The 21643-nt window shown below is 61.1% G+C and carries 14 protein-coding genes; 8 read left to right on the top strand and 6 right to left on the bottom strand.

The window, feature by feature from the left end:
• Nucleotides 1–28: 28 nt before the first annotated feature.
• From HDE80_RS13455 to HDE80_RS13430, 6 genes are all read left to right on the top strand, one after another.
• Nucleotides 29–748 carry a class I SAM-dependent methyltransferase gene (locus tag HDE80_RS13455; RefSeq protein ID WP_184671678.1) on the top strand — a complete coding sequence of 240 codons (720 nt, stop codon included), beginning with the start codon at nt 29–31 and terminating at the stop codon, nt 746–748.
• A complete protein-coding gene (locus tag HDE80_RS13450) occupies nt 745–1950 on the top strand; it encodes a beta-ketoacyl-ACP synthase (RefSeq protein WP_184671675.1) in 1206 nt (401 codons plus the stop codon). The genes HDE80_RS13455 and HDE80_RS13450 overlap by 4 nt, the downstream gene beginning before the upstream one ends.
• On the top strand, nt 1947–2414 hold the full coding sequence (locus HDE80_RS13445) for a hotdog family protein (protein WP_184671673.1): 468 nt from the start codon (nt 1947–1949) through the stop codon (nt 2412–2414). Before HDE80_RS13450 ends, HDE80_RS13445 begins: the two co-directional genes overlap by 4 nt.
• Nucleotides 2407–3135: a 3-oxoacyl-ACP reductase FabG gene (gene fabG, locus HDE80_RS13440; protein ID WP_184671671.1), complete on the top strand. Its 729-nt coding sequence runs from the start codon at nt 2407–2409 to the stop codon at nt 3133–3135. The genes HDE80_RS13445 and fabG overlap by 8 nt, the downstream gene beginning before the upstream one ends.
• A gap of 130 nt (nt 3136–3265) precedes the next feature.
• The gene (gene yccS, locus HDE80_RS13435) at nt 3266–5434 is read left to right on the top strand and encodes a YccS family putative transporter (protein WP_345776450.1); all 2169 of its coding nucleotides are present in this window, start codon (nt 3266–3268) and stop codon (nt 5432–5434) included.
• Nucleotides 5435–5530: 96 nt separating this feature from the next.
• On the top strand, nt 5531–6688 hold the full coding sequence (locus HDE80_RS13430) for an isovaleryl-CoA dehydrogenase (protein ID WP_184601251.1): 1158 nt from the start codon (nt 5531–5533) through the stop codon (nt 6686–6688).
• A 118-nt stretch (nt 6689–6806) separates the two neighbouring features.
• On the opposite strand, the gene HDE80_RS13425 is transcribed toward HDE80_RS13430, so the two are convergent.
• On the bottom strand, nt 6807–7505 hold the full coding sequence (locus HDE80_RS13425) for a hypothetical protein (protein WP_184671667.1): 699 nt from the start codon (nt 7503–7505) through the stop codon (nt 6807–6809).
• A 149-nt stretch (nt 7506–7654) separates the two neighbouring features.
• On the opposite strand from HDE80_RS13425, the gene HDE80_RS13420 reads away from it, so the two are divergent.
• Entirely contained in the window at nt 7655–8818 is a 1164-nt protein-coding gene (locus HDE80_RS13420) for a histidine kinase (protein WP_184671665.1), read from the top strand.
• Nucleotides 8815–9456 (top strand): response regulator transcription factor, encoded by a 642-nt coding sequence (locus HDE80_RS13415; RefSeq protein WP_184671663.1) that lies wholly within the window; start codon nt 8815–8817, stop codon nt 9454–9456. The genes HDE80_RS13420 and HDE80_RS13415 overlap by 4 nt, the downstream gene beginning before the upstream one ends.
• A gap of 158 nt (nt 9457–9614) precedes the next feature.
• Here HDE80_RS13415 and HDE80_RS13410 read toward each other — a convergent pair whose 3' ends face one another.
• The 5 genes from HDE80_RS13410 to HDE80_RS13390 all read right to left on the bottom strand — a co-directional run bounded on the left by HDE80_RS13410 (nt 9615) and on the right by HDE80_RS13390 (nt 21512).
• Complete coding sequence (locus HDE80_RS13410; protein WP_184671661.1) at nt 9615–10733, bottom strand: ricin-type beta-trefoil lectin domain protein; 1119 nt, start codon at nt 10731–10733, stop codon at nt 9615–9617.
• A 139-nt stretch (nt 10734–10872) separates the two neighbouring features.
• Nucleotides 10873–12738: a beta-galactosidase gene (locus HDE80_RS13405; RefSeq protein ID WP_184671658.1), complete on the bottom strand. Its 1866-nt coding sequence runs from the start codon at nt 12736–12738 to the stop codon at nt 10873–10875.
• A 120-nt stretch (nt 12739–12858) separates the two neighbouring features.
• Nucleotides 12859–14928 carry an enterotoxin gene (locus HDE80_RS13400; RefSeq protein WP_221437571.1) on the bottom strand — a complete coding sequence of 690 codons (2070 nt, stop codon included), beginning with the start codon at nt 14926–14928 and terminating at the stop codon, nt 12859–12861.
• Between the two features lie 92 nt (nt 14929–15020).
• Nucleotides 15021–18086, bottom strand: coding sequence for a TonB-dependent receptor (locus tag HDE80_RS13395; RefSeq protein ID WP_184671656.1), 3066 nt, complete (start codon nt 18084–18086; stop codon nt 15021–15023).
• Nucleotides 18087–18434: 348 nt separating this feature from the next.
• Nucleotides 18435–21512 (bottom strand): TonB-dependent receptor, encoded by a 3078-nt coding sequence (locus HDE80_RS13390; RefSeq protein WP_184671647.1) that lies wholly within the window; start codon nt 21510–21512, stop codon nt 18435–18437.
• Between the last annotated feature and the right edge of the window lie 131 nt (nt 21513–21643).

Genomic DNA, 21643 nt, shown 5'->3' with positions numbered 1-21643 from the left:
GTCACCGCCCTTGCACGATCATCTGCGAATGAATTACGCCAGCCCAACCTACGTCGAGGAAACCCGCATCGGTTTCCGTTTCCTGAGCAGCTTCACCTGGCAGCATCATGTGCTGCGCGTGGCGATCAACGATCTTCAGCGACTGATTGGCGAACCGGCACCGCAGGGCGGCACCTTGCTCGATGCCGGCTGCGGCCAAGGCAAATCGTTCCGCCTGCTGCGCGATGCGCTCCGGCCACAGCGACTGATCGGGCTGGATGCCGATCCGCACAGCCTCGAACTGTCACGCACGGAAGCGGAGCGCGAACAGATTCCGGCGGAACTGATCGCCGGCGACTGCGCACAGATCACCCTGCCCGATGCCAGCGTCGACATCGTGTTCTGCCACCAGACGTTCCATCACCTGGTCGAACAGGAGCTCGCGCTGGCGGAGTTCTGGCGCGTGCTGAAACCGGGCGGCCATCTGCTATTCGCCGAATCCACCAAGGCGTACATCGACAGCTGGGTAATCCGCTGGTTCTTCCGTCACCCGATGCACGTGCAGAAAAGCGCGGACGGCTATCTCGACATGCTTCGTCAACAGGGGTTTCAATTCGACGAACACAACGTGTCGCTGCCGTATTTATGGTGGAGCCGTGCGCGTGATTTCGGCCTACTCGAACGCTGGGGCCTGCACCGACCGCCGTCGCCCGGGTTGCGCGAGGAAACGCTGGTCAACGTCGCCGCACGCAAGCCCTGCATCGCATGACACCCTCGCTCAACGCACTTGGCATCATCTGCACGCTCGGCGTCGGCAAGGCCGCGGTGAGCGAAGCGCTGTTCGCCGGCGACGACAGCGGGCTGCGGGCCGAGTCCGGCTGGACGCCCGATCGGTCATTGCCGCTAGGTGCGGTGCGCACGGTGCTGCCATCGGTGCCGCCTGCGCTTGCAGCAAGCCGCGACAACCGTGCCAACCGTCTGCTACTGGCCGCTGCACTGGAGATCGAAGGCGATATCCGCGCGGCCATCGAACGCTACAGCGTCACACGCATTGGCGTGGTGCTCGGCACCAGCACCACCGGCATTGAGAACACCACGGTCGGCATCGATCATCTTCGACGAGAAGGCCAATGGCCGGACAGCTATCGCTACGCGGACCAGGAGCTGGGCGCACCCGCCGAATTCCTGGCCGAATGGCTCGGCCTATCCGGCCCGTGCTACGGCATCTCCACTGCCTGCACGTCCGGCGCGCGCGCGTTGATCAGCGCGCAGCGATTGCTGCAAATGAATCTTTGCGACGCCGTGCTGTGCGGCGGTGTCGATACGCTGGCGCGAATGCCGATCAACGGGTTCCTTGCGCTCGAGGCGCTCGATTTCGCGCGCTGCGAACCGTTCTCGCGCCATCGGCGCGGCATCAACATCGGCGAAGCCGCAGCGCTGTTCCTGATGACGCGTGAGGGCGGCCCGGTGCAATTGCTCGGCGGCGGCGCGAGCTCGGACGCGTATCACATATCCTCGCCCGACCCGGAAGGCCTCGGCGCCCAGCAGGCGATGCGCGCGGCGCTGTTCCACGCACAACTGGACGCCACGCAGATCGACTACCTCAACCTGCACGGCACTGCGACCGAGCACAACGACCGCATGGAAAGCCGCGCGGTTGCCGCGGTATTTCCCCGTGGCGTGCCATGTTCATCCAACAAATCGCTGACCGGTCACACGCTAGCCGCGGCCGGCGCCCTCGAAGCCGCGTTCTGCTGGCTGAGCCTGATGGATGTTTCGCATGCACGCCGATTGCCGCCGCATGTATGGGATGGCGCGATCGATCCCGAACTTCCACCGCTGTCGTTCACGCACGTCGGCGATAGCCTGCCGGCGAACGGTCCGCGGAGGCTGATGAGCAATTCATTCGCGTTCGGCGGCAACAATGCCTGCCTGATCCTCGGCGACGCGCCGGCAGGAACGTCCACATGAACATATGGCCGATCGGCGAACTGCTGCCGCACGCTGGCGGCATGATCATGCTGGACGCGATGATCGAAGCCGACGAGGAACGCATCATGTGCACGCGCACGATACGGCCCGGCGGATTGCTCAACGATGCCGACGGCCACCTACCCGCATGGTGCGGCGTTGAGCTGATGGCACAATGCGTCGCGGCATGGGCTGGTTGGCAGGCAAAGCGCGAACAGCGTCCGGTTCGCCTGGGCTTCCTGCTCGGCACGCGTCATTATCGTTGTGATGTCGACGCGTTCCGAGCCGGCAGCGAACTGGTGATCGAGGCCGTGCGCAGTTTTCACGACGACAACGGCATGGCCATGTTCCTCTGCCGCATCGATGCGGCGGGCACGCATGCCGAGGCGGGCCTCACCGTATTCAGCCCGCCCGATTCCGACGCGTTTTTCGCATCCACCGCACAAGGCCAGACCCATGCCTGAAACCATCCTGGTCACCGGCTCCAGCCGTGGCATAGGCCGCGCCATCGCCTTGCGGCTGGCGCGTGCCGGCTACAATCTGGTATTGCATTGCCGTTCGCGCCGCGACGAGGTCGAAACCGTTGCCGACGGAATACGCGCGCTGGATCGCAACGTGCGCATCTTGCAGTTCGACATCTCTGATCGCGCAGGTTGCGCTGAGGCACTCGAAGCGGATGTGGCCGCGCATGGCGCGTATTACGGCGTGGTCTGCAATGCCGGACTCACCCGCGACGGCGCGTTTCCCGCACTCACTGGCGACGATTGGGACAGCGTGCTGCGTACCAATCTGGACGGCTTCTACAACGTACTGCATCCGCTGATGATGCCGATGATCCGCCGCCGCAAACCCGGCCGGATCGTCTGCATCACCTCGGTATCGGGCATGATCGGCAATCGCGGCCAGGTCAACTACAGCGCCTCGAAAGCTGGTGTGATCGGTGCCGCCAAGGCACTCGCGGTGGAACTGGCTAAGCGCCAGATCACCGTAAATTGCGTGGCGCCCGGCTTGATCGATACCGACATGCTCGACCCCGAGGTGCCGGTCGACGAGATCCTTAAGATGATTCCGGCCCAGCGTACCGGCACCCCGGAGGAAGTCGCCGCCGCCGTGCAGTTTCTGCTCAGCGTCGATGCCGGCTATATCACTCGGCAGGTTATCGCGGTGAACGGCGGGCTGTGCTGAGCCTGCGTAGATGCATCGGTAGAGCGAGCCGGCCGATGAGCTGCGCCTGCGGAGACCATCCGGCGCCAGTCTTTCGAGGCCGGCGTTTTTCATGCTGAGTCCAGTCGACAGGTCACGTATGCTGGCAACCGTGACGACTGTATCGACACCTGTTTATCGTTGGCGCCGGCTGCGCGGCTCGGATCGCTTCGCCGAGTGCGTACGGGTATTTCTCGCGCTCGGTGGCATCGTGCTCTGGTGCGTCATCAGCCATCAGTTTGCCGTGGCGATTCCGGCGATGCTTGGCGCGATTGCCTGCGCGCTGGCGGAGACCGAGGATCACTGGCGCAACCGCCTCACTACCTTGCTGGTGACGATGGCCTGCTTTGCCATCGCTGCGTTCGCGATCGAGTGGCTGCTGCCTTACCCGGTGATCTTTGCAGCGAGCCTGCCCATCGCGACCTTTCTGCTGGTGATGCTGGGCGCAGTAAGCGGGCGCTATGCGACCATCGCCGGCGCCACGTTGATTCTGTCGATTTACACGATGATCGGTGCGGATCAGCACGGCGCGCACACATTGAGCCTGTGGCGCGAACCACTGCTGCTGCTCGCCGGTGCCGCGTGGTACGGCGTGCTGTCGCTGGCCTGGAGCGTGCTCTCGCCGCAGCAGGCGATACGCCATTCACTGGCGCGTCTGTTCGAAACCCTGGCCGATGGCCTGGACGGAAAAGCGGCGCTGTTCGCACCCCTGCCCGGCGTCGATCGTGAAGCGCTGCAACTCGCGCTGGCCATGCAGAACGAGCAAGTGGTGACCGCGCTCAACGACACCCGGCTGGTACTGATCGATCGCATCGGCACACGGCGACCGCGTGGTGCAACGGCGGCGCGGCTGCAGCTGTACTTTATGGCGCAGGACATCCACGAGCGGATCAGCTCGTCGCACTATCCCTACGACGCCTTGGTCGAAGCGTTTTTCCACAGCGACGTGCTGTTTCGCTGCGAGCATCTGCTGCGTCTCGAAGCAGGCCACTGTCGACGTCGCGCCGAGACGCTACGCCTGCGACTGCCTCTGGATGACGATGCGCAGGCCGCAGCGGCACTGGCCGATGTTCGTGCCTCCGTTGACGCATTGCGCGACCAACGCCAACCGCCAGCCGCCCATCTTCTGCGGGCGCTCGACGGGCTGCTGCGCAATATGGCGGCGATTCGCAAACAGCTCGCCGGCGACAGCCGTGTTGCCATGCCGGTCGAGGACGACGACAGCGCGCTGCAGGACCCCAGCCCGCGCTCACTGATCGACGCTTGGTCACGCATACGCCTGCAGCTGACGGCGAGTTCGCGGCGTTTCCGTCATGCGCTGCGGCTGGCTGTCGCGCTGTTGGTCGGTTATGGCGTGCTGCACCTGGTGCACCCGCAGAACGGGTACTGGATTCTGCTGAGTACGTTGTTTATCTGTCAGCCGAGCTACGATGCTACGCGCCGCCGGCTGTTGCAGCGTGTTGCAGGCACAATGCTCGGTGTGGTGATCGGGTGGGCGGTGCTGCAGCTACTGCCCTTCGGGCCAGCACAGCTATTGCTGGTGGTGATCACCGGTGTGGGATTTTTTGCCGCGCGCCAACGCTCGTACGCGCTTGCCACCGCCGCCATCACCCTGTTCGTGGTTCTGTGCTTCAACCAGCTCGGCAGCGGTTATGACGTCATGTGGCCGCGGCTGCTGGATACGCTGATCGGTGCCGGTATCGCCGCGATGGTGACGTATTTCATCCTGCCGGATTGGCAGGGCCGCCAGTTGCATCAGGTGATGGCCGATACGGTGCAGACCGATGCACGCTATCTGGCACAGATCATCGCGCAATACGCCTCCGGCAAACGCGATGACCTGCCCTACCGAGTCGCGCGGCGCGATGCGCATAACGCCGATGCAACGCTTAGCGGAACGCTGGCCAGCATGCTGCGCGAGCCCGGGAGACATCGACAAGGGAGCGAGCCGCTGCTGCGCTTTCTCACCGCGGCGCATCGGTTGCTGGGGCACCTTTCCGCACTGGGTGCACACCGCCAGGCGATTGCTTCACCGGTTGCGCTGGAAGCCGTCGTGCAGGCGGGCGATGTGACGATCGCGGCGCTCGATCGACTGGCTGACGCGCTGGCCACGCATACCCCGGTTACGCCCTTCGGCGATAGCACGGCGTTTTTCAAGACACTGGAGTCGCACGATGTCGACGATGAGATCGCGACCCTGGTGATCGGGCAACTGGCCCTGGTACTGATGCTGCATGACCAGCTCGGCGAACTGGGCGTGGCCATGCAAAATCCGGACTGAACCCGGGGACAAGCAACCTTGCTGTCACATGGTCAGGGCAGTTTGTTCGCTGTCGCGCTACTATCTATGGCTGGCAATCCTCAGGAGCTTTATCGCATGCGTCCCTTTCCGCTTGGAGAAGACATCGATCTGTTGCGCGAAGCCGTGCATGCGTTCGCCGAAAAGGAAATCGCCCCGCGCGCCGATCGCATCGATCGCGACAACCTGTTTCCCGCCGACCTGTGGCAGAAGCTCGGCGAGATGGGCCTGCTCGGCATGACCATCCCGACCGAATACGGCGGTACCGGCATGGGCTTTCTGGCGCACATGGTGGCGATGGAGGAGATCTCGCGCGCATCGGGTTCGGTCGGCCTTTCGTACGGCGCGCACTCGAATCTCGCGACACAGAATATTTTCCATAACGGCAACGAGGCGCAGCGGCGCAAGTACATTCCAAAGATGTGCAGCGGCGAATACGTCGGCGCGCTGGCCATGAGCGAGCCGGGTGCCGGTTCGGACGTGGTGGGTTCGATGAGCTGCAAGGCCGAGCTGAAAGGCGATGTGTGGGTCGCCAATGGCAGCAAGATGTGGATCACCAACGGCCCGGATGCCGATGTGCTGCTGGTCTATATGCGCACCGCGCCACGTCCGGCCGGCAGCCGCTGCATGACCGCCTTCATCATCGAGAAAGGCATGAAAGGTTTCACCACCGCGCAGAAGCTCGACAAGCTCGGTATGCGCGGCTCGAACACCTGCGAACTGGTGTTCGAGGACTGCGAGATTCCCGCCGAGAACATCGTCGGTGAGGTCAACGAAGGCGTGCGCGTGTTGATGAGCGGCCTGGATACCGAGCGCGTAGTGCTCTCCGGCGGACCGCTCGGCATCATGCAGGCGGCGCTCGATCTCACCATTCCCTACGTGCGCGAGCGCAAGCAATTCAACGCACCCATCGGCACGTTCGGCGTGATGCAGGCCAAGATCGCCGACATGTATACCGCGCTGCAGAGTTCGCGCGGCTTCGCGTACATGGTGGCGCAGCAGTTCGATGGCGGCGTGAAGTCGCGCATCGATCCGGCCGCATGCCTGCTCAACGCGTCGAAGAATGCCGTGCAGGTCGCGCTGGAAGCCATCCAGGCACTCGGCGGCAACGGTTACATCAACGACTACCCGGCCGGCCGATTGCTGCGCGACGCCAAGCTGTACGAGATCGGCGCCGGCACCAACGAAATCCGCCGCATGCTGATCGGTCGCGAGCTGTTTCACGGCAAGGCCTGATCGCAAAGTCTGGTCGAATACCGTATCAGCCACGCGCAACTGATGCTGCATGCCGAACAGCCGGAGAACTTGCGTCATCCGGCTGCCCGAGCCCACCGCGACACCATAGCGTTGCCGGCTAGTCCAGCGCCAGCGCGTCGGCAGCCTTGCGCGGAAAATACTTGCGGTTGAGTCGCACGCCAGCCACCAGGGCCGCCAGCACCGGCCCGAACCAGCTGAGCAGATCCAGTATTCCGCCCGGCTCGATGCCTGCGCTCTGCAAAAGCCGAGTGAGACCGATCGACAGGAAGGCGATATGCGTCGCCACACCGCAGGCCAGCATCGCCGCGAAATGCTCGCGCAGCCACCAGCGAGGACTGTTCAGCGGATGCCTGCGTCGCCGCAGCATGGTTACGCCGCCGTACGCGCTGATTGCGGCGAATCCCATCAGCACGGCAGTGCCCGTGCGCAGACCGATGGTGAATACGATCGCCGCACTGATCAGGTTGGCCAGCGCCACGGCCAGATAGGTGCGATCGCGAAAGCCCGCCTGATCGCTCTTGCGACGGACCGCCCGCCAGCCCAGCCACAACGCGGTCGCGGTAATCACCACCAGATAGGCCAGGAAAATGCCGGTGCCGGTATGGCCACGCATGAAAGCCACCGCAGCGATCGGCAGCGCGGTGGCGATAATGCCGAGCATGCTTTTCACGTAGATGCGCCCTGCCGACTTGTGCCTGGGCGAACCCTTGCGGCTGAGCGCGGCTGTCCAGAAACTCACCAGGGCCACCGTGCCCAGACAGGCATGTGCCATGACCAATATGCGATATGCATCCATCGTGACTCTCCCCGTCGAATCGATGCATGCATTCTTCGCGATCCCCCGAAAACCCGGCAGGTGCGGATGGTCACCGTGCAGGGGTGAGAAAAGTCACCACTTGCACCAGGCCGTGCCGTACAGCGCCCCGGCATGCCTATACTCGAAGCATGCCGCTATCCGCATCACTATCCCGCAATCGTCATCGGCGCACGTCGGTGCTGGGGCCGCTGAGTCTGGCTGCATATGTCACCTGGCTGGCGATCGCATTGCGTTCGATATCGCCGGAACGGCTCGTCGCCGGCGATGTGCGTTTCTGGATCGGCTCTCTCAGCCTGCTCGCGATGCTTGTCCTCTTCGTCGCGCATACCTTGAGCCAGCGAGCACCTTCGCTGCGCCGCTCGCTGGTGCTGATACTGCTGCAGGCTACCGCGGCGCTGCTGGCCGGTTTCATGCTGCGCGATGGCTGGACCGGCGTGTTGTTGATCGTGGTCGCGGCGCAGCTGGCACTGCTGATGCCGGCGATGCGCACCATGGCAATCATGCTGGCACTCAATCTGGTTCTGCTATATCAGTGGTGGCTGCTGGACGCGCACCTCGGCAGCGTGGCACTCGAACTGCTGCCGCTGCTGGCGTTTCAGGCTTTCGCCGCGCTGACCGCGCATTACCAGTCCGATGCCGAGCACAGCCGCGACGAACTGGCCCAGCTCAATGCCCAACTGCTGGCCACACAGGCCCTGCTCGACGAAGGCACGCGCAACGAGGAACGCCTGAAACTGTCGCGCGAACTGCATGATGTAGCCGGTCACAAGCTGACTGCGCTCAAGCTCAACCTGGCCTTGCTGGCGCGCGATCCGGCCTTGCGCGAACGGGCCGAAATAAGCACCGCGACCCTGCTGGCGCATGAGCTGCTCGACGATATCCGCGCCGTGGTCAGCCAGTTGCGGCGACACGACGGCATCGAATTACGCGCCGCGCTGGAAGCGTTGATCCGGCCGATTCCTGGTCCGCGTTTTACCTTGCAGGTCGACGAGGATGCACGCCCACCCTCAATGCAGGCGGCGGAAACCCTATTGCGCTGCGCGCAGGAATCGATCACCAACGCGCTCAAGCACGGCCAGCCGCGGTTGATCAGCCTGCACTGCCAGCGTACCGATGGGCGCATTCAGCTGCGTATTCGCGATGATGGTTCGAGCCAGCCGACCCTGGTGGCCGGCAACGGATTGACCGGCATGCGAGAACGGCTCGAAGCATTGGGCGGCGATTTGCGAGTGGCAGCCAATGCCGAGCGCGGTGTCGAATTGATCGCGCGACTGCCGGCAGAGCAGCCATGACATCGACCGACGCCATCCGCATCGCCCTGGTCGACGACCAGGCGCTGGTGTTGAAAGGGCTGTCGGCGCTGCTTGCCGACCAGGGCTTGCAGATCGCGTTGGAAGCGAGCGACGGCGAGGCGCTGCTGAGCGGGCTGGCGCAACGGCCGGTCGACGTGGTGTTGAGCGACATCCGCATGCCCGGCATGGATGGCTTTGCCCTGGTGCAGGCTCTGCGCGAACGCGGCGACGCCACCCCGGTGATCCTGCTCACCACCTTCGACGACAGCGAGCTGATGTTGCGCGCAGTCGATGCCGGTGCGCAGGGCTTTCTGCTCAAGGATGCCTCACCGGAAGAACTGTGCCTGGCGATCCGCCGCGTGGCGGCGGGCGAGATCTTGCTTCAGCCAGTGAGCCTGGGTGCAATACGTGCGCGCTGGTCAAGCAGCGATAGCAATAACGAACGACTACGCCTGACCGAGCGCGAGGCCAGCATTCTGCGGCTGGTCGCCGGCGGTTATTCCAACAAGGAAATCGGGCGCAGCCTGCATCTTTCCGAAGGCACGGTAAAGAACTACATGTCCGATCTGCTGGTGAAACTCGACTGCCGTGATCGCACGCATGCCGTGCTGAAGGCGATCACCCAGCGCCTGCTGTGATCGCCTCATGCACTGATCTCGCCATCGACTGCAGAGATCGGCATGCACATGCCGAAATGCTCGAACTGGCCGGTGTAATGGTTGTAATCGAGCTGTCGCGTCGAGCACAGCGTCATACCTCAGTTCCTGCACCATCAACCTCAACCTCCACTCGTCGCTCAGTATTGGGACGGCGGCAATCGCCAGCTCTGGTTTGCGGCGACTTTGCATTTTTCCGTGGTCAGCGGCTCGCCCGCGGCCGAGGATGTCAGGCAGAGACCCGACATGTCATTGCTGAGCTGTGTGCCCACCCTGCTCCACTGCTGCTGACGATTGCCACTGCAGCTGTCGACGATCACCGGCGTGCCGGCTGTGGTGCCACTGCCGCTTGCGACATCCAGGCACAAATTATTGTCCTGCAGGCGCAGCGTATGATCGACCGCGAATACCCATGCCTGATTGGCCCCGCCGCTGCAGTTGTAGCTGATCGCCGGCACCCCGTTCTTCTCGCCACCTTGCGCATCGACACAACGGTCGCCCTCACCGACGATGGCGCCGCGCGATGAATTGCCGATGGCGTTGCGTTGCAGGCTTCCAGCGGGATTCTTGTTGATCTCGCTATAGGCCGTGCATGTCTTGCTGAGGCTGGTTTTTGAAATGCTTGCCAACGCGCTGCCCGCATTGCCAACCGGCAAATCAAACTCGGCGCTGGCATAGGGTTGATTGAAGCAATCGGAATCCGCCGAGCTCCATTCGAAATATTCAGTCCAGTTGACCATGCCGGCCGGCGAGATGCTGTTTGACGCGGTGCGGATGCTGCCTAGTTTGAACGAGCCGTGGGTGGTCAGATCGGTGACTGTCACGCCGAGCCATTGGTCGCCCTCGTAAGCGACGTGGAAACGATAGGTATGTCCTTGTTGCCACTCGTGCGCCATCCGGCAGCTCTTGCCCACGCCTTCGCCACCGAAGTTCACACAGGCACTTCCCTTGCTCCCCGGCCTGGCTTCGGTCGCGTCCCAGATCGAAAACAGAAACATGCGATCGCTGCCGCCATTGCTCTGCATGCCGGTGTAACCGCCAGAGCGGGTGCCAACCAGGCTGAACTGGTTGCTCCAGAACACATTCGCGCGATAGCCGGGATCGGCCTTCACGGTGATGCCGAAGTCGACCGAGTTGAGCGCAGTCACCGCAGGATCGAATTGATAGTTGGTATAGGTCCCCGGCGTATCCCCCGCATGCGCGGTGACCGACAGCATCAACAGCAACAGCAGGCTGCACAGACACAGCGTCTTACTCATCATTGACTCCAGACTGATTCGACCACATTCGACAGCATGCGGTACGGTTGAACCATGCTTACGGGGCTTTTCGAAAGCTCACCGACAACGCGTCAGCTCTCCTGCCTTTCCCCGTCTGCAGCGAAAAATCACCGTTGCCTTATCCCTGCAGCGCATCGACACCGCGAATCGGCGCGGCCTCGGTGCGATGCAGGTCGAGCACCAGCACCTCGTTGTCGCCACGGCGAAACCACGAAGCGGGGCAATACAGCCGCTGCTGCGGACCGATATGCCAATAGCGGCCGAGCAGATGGCCGTTGACCCACAGATAACCCTTGTTCCACGCGCTCATGTCGATGTAACTGTCCTGCGCCTCGTCGAGATGCAGGGCGGCGCGGAAAAAGATGCCCGGCCGATCGAACGAACGCGACGGCTTGAGCTCGCGCATGTAGGTGGCATCCAGCGGAATGCTGTAAGCGTTCCACGTGTTCAGCACCTGCTGATCCAGCGTCACCGATCCCGTCAGCCCCTTGCGATCGGTGGTGTCGTGGCCATAGCCGACGTGCCCGAAACTGTCGACCAGAATATCCAGCGCGCATCCGGTCGCGGATGCCGAAGGCGGCAGCGCGATATGCGTCTTCGTCGGCAACCCTGGTTTGTCCACACGGGATATCGCGTCGAGATAGCGTCCGTCGGCGAACACGGTGGCGTAGTCATGCACGCCATTGACCTCCAGCAGGTGACCTGCCGGTAACGATTTTCGATACAGCACCATGCCATGGTCCTGCGCGAACAACAGCTCGTTCGGCAATGGGTGATCCACGGCTTTGGCTGCTGGCAGGTTGTCCCATAGCGAGGCCCAGGGACGCGGCGTTATGGCTGGCCATTTCGCCATGTTCGGCGACACGGGTATCGCGGGCAGCGGGTAGGCAACGGACTTCCCTATCGCATCGCGAAAACGGTGGTACGCACTGGTAGGAGTACCGCGCTCATCGATCGGTGCGCCGTAGTCATAACTGGTGATCACCGGCTCGAACTTGCTGCCATCACCGCTGGCATTGGCGCCTGCACCGAAGCCGAAATTGGTACCGCCGTGGACCACGTACAGATTGAACGAACGCCCCGCATCGAGCAGTTGTTGCAGCGTTGCGGTGTAATCGGCCGTCTGGAAGTCCGGCTCGCCCCAGTGCGTCAGCCAACCGGGATAGCCCTCGCCCACCCACACTGGCGCATCGCCGGCAATCGCCTGCCCGGCCTTGAAATCGGTATCGCCATCGAGGCCGAGTGCCGCGCCTTCAAGATAAGTACCGGCCTCGCGAACCTGTCCCAGTCCGTCCGAAATCGAAAAGGGGCCGTCGATTCCGCGTGCCTGCCACATCGATCGCAATAGCTCGAGATAACCCAGATCCTTGCCGAACGAAGCGTATTCGTTCTCCACCTGCAGCATCAGGATCGGCCCACCGTTCGCGGCCATCAACGGCACGATCAGCGGTGCAATGGCATCGAAGTAACGGGTGACTGCCCGCATGTAGTCAGCATCATCTTTGTCGCGTATGCGGATGGACGGATTGCGCAGCAGGTAAGGCGGCAGCCCACCGTAATCCCACTCGGCACAGCAGTAAGGGCCGGGACGCAGATACACCCACATGCCCTCTTCCGCACACAGTTTGATGAAGCGCACAAAGTCGCGATTGTCGCTGGTGAGATCGAATACGCCAGGCTCGGATTCCAGCGCATTCCACATCACATACAGCGAGATGGTGTTGAGCCCCATCGCCCGTGCCATCCGAATGCGATGCCGCCAGTACTCGACCGGGATGCGGATCGGATGCATCTCGCCGCTGCGAATTTGAAACGGCTTGCCGTCGAGCAGAAACGCCTGCTTGCCGAGTTCGAAGCGATGCGGACGGCCGTTCGGCGCGCATTCGACTGGCCTTGCTGCCAGGTGCGACCGGGCACCGACACGCCAGCTCAAGGCAGCGAGCGGCGTGAGTGCGGTCAATCGAAGAAAGTCCCGTCGTTGCATCATGGCTCCTTTGGATGGCCATACCCGATCGTTGGTGTACCAATGGCAATACTTCCACGTCGTTCATCCTGAACGCAGGGCCGAACGACGTGATTGAACTTCATCGCCAAACCGACGCCCTCAAGACTCAGCCGTCAACTCCAGCGTCAACACCTCGAACGGCGCCAGCGTGATCGAATCCGGATGATCCGCGTCCAGCTTCAATGCGGGTTTTCCGGCATCGCTCTTCCACGGGCTGCATGCATGGAAACGACGAACTGCACCGGCGGGAAGCTCCAGCTGGCGCTGCAGATCGATCACCGCCAGTTGTGCGTGATCGCTCGGATTGCGCAGGGTGATGATCGACTTGACCGGCGACCACGCGGCCCACCCATAGACGTCCAGACGTCCGGGGTCGCCGCCAATCCAGTGCGTATCGCGCAATACTTCGGCATTCGCGCGCGACCAGCGCGCACTCTCGGCCAGCACGTCCCAATCCGCTGCGGTCAGCAGCGACGGCGTGATGTACATCTCCTGCAGTTGCGTGCCGGTAGCGAAGTACGAGTGCACCTCGTTGGCGAAGTCGTGGCCAGGGTCGGTATTCAGCCGCGAATTCTTCTGCGCGTAGATGATGCCGTGGAGCATCAGCGAGTTGATCGGATACAGCGGCCCCTGGACCACGATGTTCTCGTAGGTCTGCTGATCGCGATAAGTGATCCACTGCTCGCGCTCGGTACCCACGCCGGCGTGCCAGTCATCCTCACCGCCGCGCCAGATCGAATCGGCGTAATGCAGCCAGAACGGCGACGCCCAGGTACCGGTGGTGAGATTGATGAAAGTATTCGGCTTGTCGGCGCGAATGTCATCGATCAAGGCGATGGCCGCCGCGAAATCGCTGTCGAAGCGACTGCCCGGAAACACACTTTCGGCATTGCCGGTGCCGTCGAACTTGAACTGGTTGATGCCGTCGGTATCCAGCAGTTTCATCACCACGTCGTGGAAGCGCTGGTAGTACTTCGGTCCGGACAGCGCCAGACCACCATTGATGATTTCGTAACCGGTCGCCGTGCCGTTCTTCACCCGCTCCTTCTCGGGCGGACCGTAACCACCCCACGGCGACAGCCACATGCCTGGCGCGGCATCGTACTTCGCCGCGGCATCACGTAGCGGTGCGAAACCGCGCGGAAAATCCTTGCTGAAATTCCAGCTACCGCTGCGGTCGTCCCAGCCATCGTCGAACAGGAACGAATCGAGTTTCACGCCACGTTTTACGCTCAGCTCCTCGCCGAAGGTGTTGATGCGATCCAGCGCCTGCGCCTCGGTGTACGGCGTGAAATAGCCAATGTCGTACCACGAGTTGTAATGCAGAAAGGGACGATACGGATGCGCCCGCTCACGCTCGACGTAGCTGGCGAAATCGCGTCGCAGCTGACCTTCACGCACCACCCCGACCACCGCCGAATAGGTAATCGACTGACCTTGGCGCAGTGGCAGGCTACGGGCCATGGTCAGCGTCACATGTTTTCCGCGTACTTCGCTATCGGAGAGCGGACTTTCAAAGCCCAGATAGACTTGACCGGCAATCACCGGCGAACCTTTCACCGTGCCATCGACCTCGGCACTCGCCGCCTCGGCTGGCAGCAGCGATACGCTGGTGATGGGTTCGTCCTGCTTGAGCGCGGTAATCGTCACCACTTCGCGCAGATAGGCCGAACCCTCGCGCTGCACCAGCTGCAGGTCGACGCGGAAGCGACCCTGCGCATCGATAAAAGTGCTGCTGACGCCCTGCCCCTGCAGACGCTCGGCCAAGCGTGATGCCTTGGCATTCACTGGCAACGCCTGTTCACTCGGTGATGTCTGCAGGCGCATGTCGCTGGCGCTGATGGTTTGCCCATCCGCAAGACTCAACGCGAAGGGAGTTTTGATCGTCAGCAGCTGACTGCCGTCGTGACTGACGATGGTCATATCCGTCATGTGGCTGTCGGCGACCTTCCAGCGGGCACCGATCGCGGCATTGCCAAAACTTTCCTGCCCCGCCTGATCCACGAACGATGGCGCGCCAGGCCGGGCGATGCCCGCACCGTCGATACCGGCCAATGCACTGCAAGCAAACAGCGCACTCAGTACACCAGCAGCAAGCAGCGACCGGCGCTGAATACGATCGTTGGGGAAGCCAGTCAATCCCGGCTTGTTGAAACACTCATAAGACATGTCTGTTCCTTCGTTGCGATTAATCATCAAATGTCTGCGCACTGAACCTCCGATCGGCATCGAATCCGATGGGGCTCCACCACTCTCGAGCGTCAGAACTTCTGCTGGTACTGCATGTAGACATAGCGACCGATGTCATACGAGGCGCTGTAATCGAAATAACTGTCGGTACCGCCATTGAAACCGCCGCCATAGATATACGGTCCGACGTGGTTGAAGATGTTGTTGACACCTAGCGAGAAGGTCGCCTTCCAGGGTGCGTTCCAATGCACCTGCAGGTCGTTGAAGGTGGCTGACGGATACTGTGTCAGTGGTTGCACGCCGGAACCGGGCGCGTAGTGGTCGGGCAAGGTGCAGGCGAAGCCCGGGTGTGCTGAATCGGGCGGCGGGTAGGCGCAGCCGCCTTCGAACGGCGAGTAATAACGCATGGTCCAGTTCGCGCCGAAATTACCCAGAGTCCAGCCCAGCGTGAGGCTGCCGCGCACCCGCCAACTGCTATAGAGGCCGGCGTCGTAATTGATGGCTGCGCCTTGGGCCGGCAACAGATTGAAGCTGGAAAGGTAGGTACTCTGCATGCCCAGCGTGAACTGGCCGAAGCTGTATTTCGGCAACACGTACTTGAACCCGAAGTCCCAGCCACGCTCCTTTTCCCAGCCCGCATTCGTTTCCAGATTCATCAGATTGATGATCTGGCCGGTGCCCGCCTGACGCTGGAATTGTCCACAGGCGGAAGTGATGCCGAACTGATAGCAATCGGCCAGTACCTGATCGTTGCTGATGCCGGTGATCAGATTGCGGATGTTGTAGGTCCACCAGTCCGCGGTGGCAGTGAAGCCCGGCACCCATGACGGGCTGTAGACCAGACCGACATCGCCGTTATAGGACGTCTCGGGCTTCAGATTGGTGTTACCACCGTTATAGCTGTTGGTAACACCGTAGGCCTCGGCTCCGGTGACCGGCACGCCGTTGGCATCGGTCTGCCGGAAGCCGGCGGGTACCCCGGGCAAGCCAGCGGTCCCGCTGCTGCAGCGTTTCGCCACGGCAGCACTGTAGCCATACTGGGATGGCCCATAGACCGAATCACAAGGGTCGGTAAAGCCGCCAGCCAGATAGAGTCCCTGATAGAGATCGTTGATGGTTGGCGCGCGGAAGCTGGTGCTGTAGCTGGCGCGAAACAGCAGATCGTCGAAGGGTTTCCAGGTCAGCTTGAACGCGTTGTTCTGCGTACCGCCGAAGTTGCTGTAGTGCGACCAGCGACGCGCCACATCGAGCGCAAGACTCTGTGCGCCCGGCAAGTCCTTCAACAGTGGCGCATAGAACTCGACGTAACCTTCGTTGAGATCGAAACTGCCCTGATTGGGGGCGACGGCATAGGCACTGGAATAGCCCGAATAGGCGGCCGGATCGGTATCGTCGAAACCCGCCTCGGAACGATGCTGCACACCCACCGCAAAGGTGAGATCACCACCAGGCAGCTCGACGATGTTGCCGCCGAAATCCGCCGCGGCGACCTTTTCGTCATAGCCGGTACGTTCTTCATAGTTGATGCGCGAATAGTCGATCATCTGCTGCGTGACCTTGCCCAGCGGATCGAACGGCACACAGCCGGCGATCACATTGCCCGGCGTACCGCACTGGACGACACCATTGGCGCCCATGAAGGATGGCCCAAGTGCCTGCGTCAGCTTGATCAGGTTGAAGTATCCGTTGCGGATATCGACGTCTCTTATCTTGCTGTCGTAGGTATAGACATCCCAGTTGAACTCGTGGTCGCCCACGCCGAAATGGCCATCCAGTCCGAAGCTGTAGCGGTAGTTTTTCGAGCTGTTGTCATTGCTGTAGAGATATTCGGGCAGGAAGCGGTTGATGCGCAGCGTTGCCGGCGTCTGCCCTGGCACATTGAGCGGGTTGTAGTAGCTGTGTGCGTCCAGCGTGATCGGATAATCGGGATTCGGAGAGAAGCCGCTGTAAATCGCACTCGGACTGCCCACGCCACCGTTGATGCTCTGGTTGTAGCCCAGGTTGATATGCGCATTGATGTTGTCGGTCAGATGGTAAGTACCATCCAGATAGAGATTCTTGGTCTTGTTCGGACTCAACAGTGTGGTCTGCTCACCACTGTTGTGGTTGTACATGTAGCCACCTTCGTTGGCGGGACTGTCGATAAAGCCGGTCACCGGATCGAAGGTTTGCGGTGTGACCCGGTAGTAGTCGGCAATATTGCGTGAGTCCCCGCCGGGTTCGAGCACCAGCGTATGACTCTTGCCATCCGGAAACAGCGAAGCGGGGGCACCGCTGATGACTCCACCATCCGGCGGGACGTACGAAAGACCGAAATAGGGATGATTGTTGGTGTAGGGATACGCAGACCATGGCCGATTACCGGCCCATACCAAACCGCTGTTTTGATAGGAGGCGCTGAAGACCACCGAGCCCTTGTCGCCAGTTTTGCCGGCAGTAACGCTGTATTGCTGTTGGCGACCATCCTCATGCGGCATGTACTGGCCGTCGTAAGTGTCGATCTCCGCACCGTTGAAATTCTTCAACGTGACGATGTTGATCACACCCGCAACCGCGTCGGAACCGTAGACCGCCGAAGCGCCATTGGCCAGTACATCGATATGATCGACAATCGAGGTGGGAATAACGCTGACGTCGGTATAGCCGCCATGGGTTGCACCGATACGCTCGCCATTCACCAGCACCAGTGTGCGCGGCGCACCGAGTCCACGCAGATCGATAAAACTGCCGCCCTGGTTGGGACCCAGCGACCCTGCATCGGCACGACTCAAGTCAGGTGTGGCCGCCGATGAAATGTTCTGCAATAGCTGGGCCACTGTGGCGAAGCCCTGGCGCTGTATCTCTTCGCGGGTGATGGTGATGGTGGGCAACGCCGTTTCCATATCGACACCGCGGATGTTCGAGCCGGTCACGGTCACCTCTTGCAGCTTGACGGCTTTGTCCTGCGCTTCCGACGTTGCGGCATCCTTCGCGGATTTCTTTTGGGCAGTCGCCTTTTTAGTCGGTACCTTGACGGCCGTGGTAACAGCCGACGGTGAAGTCTCGGTCTGTGCCATGGCGACACTCGCAAAGGCCAGTCCGCCAACCGCACACGCCACCTGCATCGCCATCAATGACTTGTCGATGGATGCCGTCAACAACTTTCTGCTGATGCCATCGACCGTAGAAAATCCCCTATTTCCAGTACGCATAAACGCTCTCCCGTAGTTCGCGATCGCCTGCGCAGACATGACCTCTCCCCTCTGCACCAAGCGGTTATGGATATTTCTCCTGTACGTGAACTCGCCTGCAGCTTCGTCAAGCCTCCAACGGGTGGCCAAACCCGGCCACGTCCTGCTCGCTGGAGCACACATGCAGCGTGTCCAATGGCTTGTTGAAGCTCGTGCGGTGCAATCCATCACTCCACATCCAATGGCTTGCCTCATCACAGAACTTCAACTCGCTGCCCTGAAAGCATTCGGGCAGCGTTTCATTCCGCTCGGACGTCAGAACTTCTGCTGATAGCGGAAGTAGACGTAACGACCGATGTCGTACGACGCGTTGTAGTTGTAAGGCGTGTCACTGCCCGATGCGTAGGCGCCGTAGACATAGGGCGGCGTGCGATTGAAGACGTTGTTGGCGCCCACCGAGAAGGTCGCGTTCCAGGGTGCCTTCCAGTACACCTGCACATCGCTGAAGGTGACCGAGGGCACCTGCGTTTGCGGCTCGACGCCCACGCCGGGCGCGTAGTAATCGGGCAAGGTGCAGGGGAACGCCGTTGTTCCGGTGGACGGTGCGTAGGCGCACGCGGCCTTGTACGGAGAGAAATAGCGCAAGGTCCAGCTGGCACCGAATGCGTGCCAGTCCCAATTCAGGCTGAGGTTGTCGCGCAGGCGCCAGGAGGTGAGGAAGTTCGCCGTGTTGCCGGCGGCATAAATGATGTTCGAGCCAATCGTCGGCAGCTGGTTGAACTTCGCAATGTACGTACCGTTCATGCTGAGCTTGAAATTGCCTAACGAGGTCTCGGGAAAGCGGTAGGCAAAGGTGAAGTCGTAACCACTTTCTTTTTGCCAGCCCGCATTGGTTTCCAGGTTCAGCAGGTCATAGATCTGACCCGTGCCGGCCTGACGCTGGAACTGGCTACAGGCGGACTGGATGCTGTACTGGTAACAGTTGGCCAGCACCTGATCATTGCCGATGTTGGTGATCAGGTTGCGGATGTTGTAGTTCCACCAGTCGAGCGTGAAGTTGAAACCGGTCAGCCACGATGGGCTGTAGACCAGACCGATATCGGCGTTGTATGACGTCTCCGGCTTCAAATTGGGATTGCCGCCGGTGAAGTTCGTACTGGGCAATGCACCCTCGCCACTCGACGTGATGATGGGTACCCCGTTGCTGTCGGTCTGACGAAAGTTGGCCGCCACACCCGGGATGCCGCCATAACCCGTCAGACAACGCTGGGCGACCAGAGCATTACCACCGTAGGCGGTCGGTCCGTAAACGCTGTCGCATGGATCGGTAAACGTGCCCGCTGGGTATCGACCCTGATAGAGATCATTGACGGTGGGTGCACGGAAGCCGGTGCCGTAGCTGGCGCGAAACAACAAGTCGTCGAATGGTTTCCAGGTCAGCTTGTACGAGCTGTTGGTGGTGCTGCCAAAATTGCTATAGCTGGAATAACGCCGCGCGATATCGAGATCGAGACTCCTGGCGCCGGGAAGATCCTTCAGCAACGGCGCATTGACCTCGGCATACGCCTCGTTCAACGAATAGCTGCCGCTGTTGGGTCCGACCCCGCCATCGGTGGAATAACCCGCATAAGCGAAGGGATCCGGGCTGTCGTAACCGGACTCCTCACGATGCTGCACACCCGTGGCAAAGGTCAGGTCACCGGCGGGCAAGGCGTAGATATCACCGCCGAAGTCGGCGACATAGGCCTTTTCGTCACTACCGTAGTGCTCGACGCTGTTGATCGACAGATATTTGAGCATTTGTGACGTGATGCCGCCGGGACCGGCCAGCGGATTGAACGGTACGCAGCCGGCAATGACATGGCCCGGTGTACCGCACTGCACGACACCGTTGGAGCCCATGAACGACGGCCCCAGCGCGTTTTGCACATTGATCAGATTGAAATAGCCGGTACGCGTGTTAACGCCGCTGATCTTGCTGTTGTACGTATAGACGTCCCAATTGAATAGATGGCCATTCCATTCGAAGTTGCCTTCCAGGCCAATGTTGTAGCGGTAGTTCTTGGGATCGTTGTAGCTGCGAAGCGTCGTTTCAGTCATCAACCGTCTGAACTGCACTGATTGGATGCCGTACAGCGGGTTGTAATAGCTGTATTCGGAAAGCAGCGAGGGAAACGCGCTGTTGGACCCCATGCCGCTATAGAACAACGGCGAACCGGATTGCGCGGTTTCATCATCGATGTTGTAGCCGAGGTTGATATGGCCGGTGATATTCGATGTGAAGTTATAGCGACCGTCCAGATAGAGATTCTTGGTCTTGTCCTCCGTCTGCAACATGTTGGTACGACCGGCCAGCTCGTTGTAATTCTGGTCACCCGCATTGGCCAGACTGGTGATGTCGCCGTTTGCGGCATAAGTCGGCTGCACGAACGTGTGGTAGTCATTGATATTGCGTGAGTCACCGCCCGGATTGAGCACCAGTGCAGGCCCACCCGTCGCGCTGCGGATATATCCGTACGGACCATATTTGCTCAGGCCGAAATACGGATGCTGATCCGTCCATGGGTACGCGGAAAAAGCGCGATCACCCGTCCATACCGCACCCTGATTCTGGTACGAGGCACTGAATACGATGCTGCCCTTGTCCGTGGTTTTACCGACGGTGAAACTGGTTTGCGTCTGCCGTCCATCGCTGTGCGGCGAGTACTCACCGTTATAGGTGTCGATCTCTGCACCGCTGAAATTCTTTTTGGTGATGATGTTGATCACACCGGCAATCGCATCGGAGCCGTACACCGCGGAAGCACCGCTGGCCAGCACGTCGATACGCTCGACGATGGCCGTGGGGATCACGTTGATATTGGTGTAGCCGCCGTGCGCGGCGCCGATGCGCTGGCCATCGACCAGCACCAGCGTGCGCGGCGCACCGAGACCGCGCAGATCGACGAACGAACCCCCCTGGTTCGGACCCAGATCACCGGGTGCCGAGTGACTGAGATCGGGTGGCGACATCGATGAGACATTTTGCAGAAGCTGACCCACCGTGGCGAAGCCCTGCTTCTGAATATCCTGCGCGGTAATGCTGATCACCGGCTGCGCCGCTTCCACGTCCACACTGCGAATGTTCGAGCCGGTGACACTGACCTGTTTGAGGCTTACGGCCTTGTCCTTCGTCGGCTTGTTTTCTGCAGGTGTTTTGGTTGCTGTAGCAGTGGTCGTGGTGTCCGCGGTAGGAGGTGAGGTATCGGTCTGCGCCAACGCAGCTCCTGCAAATGCCAAGCCCCCCATTGCCAACGCCACCTGCATCGCCATCAACGACTTGCTGATGGACGAAGCCAGCAACGTCCTGCCCTTTTCATCAACCGTAAAACAGTCACTCTTCTCGACTTTCATGAAATACCTCACCCGTATTCGCTATTGCCCGCGCAGAAATGACCACTCCCCTCTGCCGCAAGCCGTTATGGATGCCCGTGGAAAACTTCCATTTCCATGGACTTGTTCGCACCTTCACCAAATTTCGGACG

Origin of the sequence: Rhodanobacter sp. A1T4 (assembly GCF_014207185.1) — a bacterium.
Classification (GTDB): Bacteria; Pseudomonadota; Gammaproteobacteria; order Xanthomonadales; family Rhodanobacteraceae; genus Rhodanobacter.
The sequence above is the reverse complement of the archived record's forward strand: the minus strand, read 5'-3'. Positions and strand labels throughout refer to the sequence as shown.